Genomic DNA, 4853 nt, shown 5'->3' on the forward strand with positions numbered 1-4853 from the left:
CGTGACAAGGCGCTCAACCCTGATTCGCCGCTGGGCAATGTGCTGGTCGTCGGTGCGCCGCACCCCGAAAAGGGCCTGACCCCGCTGGCGTTCATCACGGCAGCGCCGGGCCAGGTGTTGACTCGTGATGACGAACGCCGCCTGTCGGATCTGGTGCGCCAGGAAAAGGGCGCTGTCGCGGTGCCGGGCGACTTCATCCAGGTCTCGCAATTCCCGGAAACCCGCAGCGGCAAATATATGCGCCGCATGGTGCGCGCGCTGGTCGAAGGCACGCCGGTCGGCGATGTGACGACCCTGCGCAATCCCGAGAGCCTTGATGAATTGCGCATCGCCATTGCCGGCTGGCAGAAGAAGCAGCAGCAGTCGCAGGACCAGCAGATATTCGACCGTTATCGCTATTTCCGTATTCAATACAACGATGTGGCGCCGGGCAAGAAGGTGGCTACGGTGTTCATCACCAACCCGCCGGTCAACGCGCTGAATGAACGCGCCATCGACGAGTTGGTCATTGTCGTCGAACATCTGTCGCGCCGCGATGACGTGGTCGCCGTGGTTTTCACCGGTGATGGCACTGCCAGCTTTGTCGCCGGCGCCGATATTCGCCAGTTCCTCGACGAAATCCACACCATCGAAGAAGCGCGGGTGCTGCCGGCCAACGCCCAATTGGCGTTCGGCAAGATCGAGACCATGGGCAAGCCATGCATCGCGGCCATTCAGGGTGTGGCGCTGGGCGGCGGCATGGAATTTGCGCTCGCCTGCCATTGGCGGGTTGCTGAACCGCATGCGCGGTTCGGCCAGCCCGAAATCCGCCTGCGCCTGCTGCCCGGCTATGGCGGTACCCAGCGGTTGCCGCGCCTGCTTACCGACCGGCGTGGGCCGGAAGGGCTGCTCGATGCGCTCGATCTCATCCTTGGCGGCCGTTCCATAGATGGTCCGCGCGCGCTCGAGATCGGCCTTGTCGATGCGATTGCCGATGGCGCCGCTGACGCGCTGAGCCGCGCCCATGCCGCCGTGCGCGAGTTTGTGCGCCACGGCGAGCAAAGTCATCTCGGCAAGGCCTGGGCCGAGCGCCGCCGCGCATCCAAAACGGCCTGGCAGCATGAAAGCCATATCGACCTGGACGCCGCACTGAACGATGATTTCGTGCAGCGCATCCTGCGCCAGCTTGAATGGGCCGGGCGCGGCCCCGCCGGGCAGCGTGCCATCGACGCCATCCGCACCGGCTGGACCAGCGGCATGGCCGCTGGCCTCGCGCGTGAGGCCGAACTGTTTGCTCAAGGTGTTATCGACCCCGAAGGCGGCAAGACCGGCATCCGCCTGTTCATGGACAAGAAGGCGCCGCCGCTGCCGGTGCGCCGCGACGGTGTGTTCATCGACGCCGAACATGGCCCTCGTGCCGCAACCCTTGAAGCCGCCGGCGACCTGTTGCCGATGGGCGCGGCGTTCTTCCCCGGCATCAGCGCCATTCCGGGACACCAATATGCCTTCGGCATTGCGCGCGACGCCGATACGGGCGCACCGCGCTTCGGCCAGCCAGCCAGCCATGAACGCGAATTGATCGTGCCGGTGCCGCAGCCGGAACCGAACGAGGCGTTGGTCTATCTGCTGACATCGGAAGTGAACTTCAACGATATCTGGGCGTTGACGGGCATCCCCGTATCGCCGTTCGATGGCCATGAGGAAGACGTGCAGGTCACCGGTTCGGGCGGTCTGGCGCTGGTTGCTGCCCTGGGCAGCGAGGCACGAGGGCAGGGGCGGCTGAAGGTAGGTGACATGGTCGCGGTCTATTCCGGCACGTCCGACCTGTTGTCGCCCATGGCCGGCCGCGACCCGATGTATGCGGATTTCGCCATCCAGGGCTATGAGACCAGGACCGGAAGCCATGCGCAGTTCCTGACCGTGCAGGCGCCGCAGTTGCATCCCGTGCCCGGCGACCTGACGCTGGAACAGGCCGGCAGCTATATCCTCAATCTCGGCACCATCGTGCGCTGCCTGTTCACGACGCTCCAGATCATCGGCGGCAAGACTATCTTCATCGAAGGGTCGGCGACCGGCACCGGCCTTGATGCCCTGAAATCCGCCCACGCCTCGGGGCTGGCCGTCACTGGCCTTGTCTCCAGCCCGGCACGGGCCGAATTCGTGCGCATCAAGGGCGCGGTCGGCGCCATCGACCGCACCGACGCACGTTTCAAATCGCTGTTCACTGCCATTCCCGACGCGCCAGAAGCGGCCCGCGCCTGGGAGGCTGCCGGCGAGGTCATGGTCTCCGAATATCGCGCCATGAACGGCGGCAAGCTGGCCGATTATGCCGTCAGCCACGCCGGCGAAACGGCGTTCCCACGCAGCTTCCAGATGCTGGCAGATGGCGGCAAGCTGGCGTTTTACGGCGCGTCGTCCGGCTACCACCTCGGCTTCATGGGCAAGTCCGGCAGCGCCTCGCCCGAGGCCATGCTGCAAAGGGCGGGTGCGCGCGGCGGCGAGGCCGTGCTGATCTTCTATGGTCCGCGCACAACCGCGCTGGCTGACCAGACCGGGCTTGAAATGATCGAGGCGGCACGCAGCCTTGGCAGCCGCATCGTCGTCGTCACCACCACCGATGGCCAGCGCGAATTCATCCTGTCTCTGGGGTTCGAAGATGCCGTGGCCGGGGTCGTCAGCCTTGAAGGCATCAAGCGCCGTGAAGGCGGCAATTTCGATTGGCCTGGCACCATGCCCCGCCTGCCGGTGGCACGCGACGATATCGAGGCGTTCCGTGATGCCGTGCACGATTTCCAGGACAAGACGCTCAAGCCCTTTGGCGGCGCCGTCGGCAAACTGCTCAGGTCGCCGGACAATCCGCGCGGCGCACCGGACATTGTGCTGGAACGTGCCGGGCAGGACACGTTGGGTGTCACCACGGCGCTGGTCAAGCCGTTCACTGGCCGTGTCGTGTATTGCGAGAGCATGGCCGGCCACCGCTATAATTTCTATGCGCCGCAGGTGTGGACGCGGCAGCGCCGCATCATCATGCCGTCCGCCGAAATTCTCGGCACGCACCTGTGCAACGCCTATGAGGTCAGCCGCATGAACGACATGGTCGCTGCGGGGCTGCTTGATGTCACCGATCCGACTGTCGTGCCGTGGGATGGCTTACCCGAGGCGCACCAGGCGATGTGGGACAATCGTCATTCGGGTGCCACCTACATCGTCAATCATGCGCTGCCGGCCATGGGCCTGCGCAGCAAGGACGAACTGTTCGAAGCCTGGGCGGCCGCTGCTGCCGGTGAGGAATAAGCCATGACCGAACTGACCCAAACTCGCTCTGCCGAGGGCCGGCTTGCCGGCAAGATTGCGCTCATCACCGGCGCCGCCGGCAATCTGGGCGGCGCCATCGTTCGCCGCTATCTGGCCGAGGGCGCAGTCGTCGTGCTGTCGGGTCGTGACCCGGCCCGCACCACAGCCGCCATGGAGTCCGCGCTGGCCGACACCGGCATGGATGCCTCGCGTGCCAGCATCGTCACGATGGACGGCGCCAACATCGAAAGCGTGCGCGCCGGCATTGCCGAGGTTGTCGCAAGGCACGCCCGCATCGATGTGCTGGTCAACAACGCCGGGTCCGCCGGGCCGAAGCAGCCGCTCGACAATCTGCCCTTGTCGGCTGCCGACCTCGCCGAACTCGGCGGCGTGGACAGCGAGACTGTCGGGGACGCGGCGCGCAACATCATGGTCGTGGCCTGGAACATGGTCCGTGCCGCAGCGCCGGCGATGGGCGAGGGCGGGTCGATCATCAATGTCTCGACGATCTTCAGCCGCACCGAATATTATGCGCGCGCTGCCTATACGGTGCCCAAGGCGGCGCTGAACGTCGTGTCGCGCGAAATGGCGCGCGAACTGGGCGCGCGCGGCATCCGCGTCAACCAGCTGTACCCCGGCCCGATCGCCTCCGAACGCATTCGTACCGTCTTTGCCGCCATGGACCGGCTCAGGGGCGATGAGGCCGGCAGCACGGCTGGACATTTTTTCGACTTGATGGCGCTGGAGCGCAGCGTCGATGGCGCCCCGCGCGCCAAGACATTTCCGCTGCCCGCCGATATCGCCGGCACTTGCGTTTTCCTGGGCAGCGACGAATCGGCGGCCTTTGCCGGCCATGATTTCGAGGTGACGCATGGCATGGCGGTGGCGCCCGAATCGCGCTCCACCTATATTTCGCGGCCCACCATGCGGTCCATCGATGGCGATGGCCGCGCTGTGCTGGTGGCGGCCGGCAGTCAACTTGATGATGCGCTGGCCTTTGCCAAGGTGCTCGCCGGCTGCGGCGCGCGTGTGCTGCTGGGCTTTCACGCCCAGGCGGCACTGGATGATGCCGCCGGGCAATTGCCCGCTGGGGCGGAAGCGGCGCTGTTTCCGCGTCACGACCATGTCCAGATGGACGCGGCGCTGGATGCCTTCACTGCCGCCCATGGCCCGATCAGCGGCGCGCTGGTGCTGCCGACCCGCGCTGCCGGCTATTTCAGCGGCGCGCTGGGCGCTGCCAGCGATGCCATGGTCGAACGCTTTGTCGATGACGAACTGGAAGGCAGCATCGCGGTTGCCCGAACCCTGAGCCGTTACTGGCGCGGTGCCGCGCTCGATGCCGATCCGCGCTTTGTATTCGTGACCAATGGCGATGACGGTGCCGGCAACAGCTATGCCAATGTGCTGCGTGCTGCCATCGAGGAACTGATCCGTGTCTGGCGCGATGAAAGCGGTGTTTCGGTCGCTCACGCCCGGCGCGCGCGCGCCGAATGGGGCAACCAGATCATCCGTTACTCCAATGCCGAAACCGAATGCCTGTCCTTTGCTGCCGGCCAGGCCGCGCGGCTGCTGCTCAAGGA

General features: G+C 65.8%; 2 protein-coding genes. Both read left to right on the forward strand.

Annotation, left to right across the window (positions count from 1 at the left end):
• A partial coding sequence (locus tag RMQ73_RS00930; protein WP_310496084.1) for an enoyl-CoA hydratase-related protein occupies nucleotides 1-3273 on the forward strand: 3273 nt, incomplete at its 5' end.
• A 3-nt stretch (nucleotides 3274-3276) separates the two neighbouring features.
• Nucleotides 3277-4853: SDR family NAD(P)-dependent oxidoreductase (locus RMQ73_RS00935; protein ID WP_310496085.1), on the forward strand; the 1577-nt coding region annotated here is incomplete at its 3' end.

It is taken from the genome of Sandarakinorhabdus sp., from assembly GCF_031430775.1.
Taxonomy (GTDB): domain Bacteria; phylum Pseudomonadota; class Alphaproteobacteria; order Sphingomonadales; family Sphingomonadaceae; genus Sandarakinorhabdus.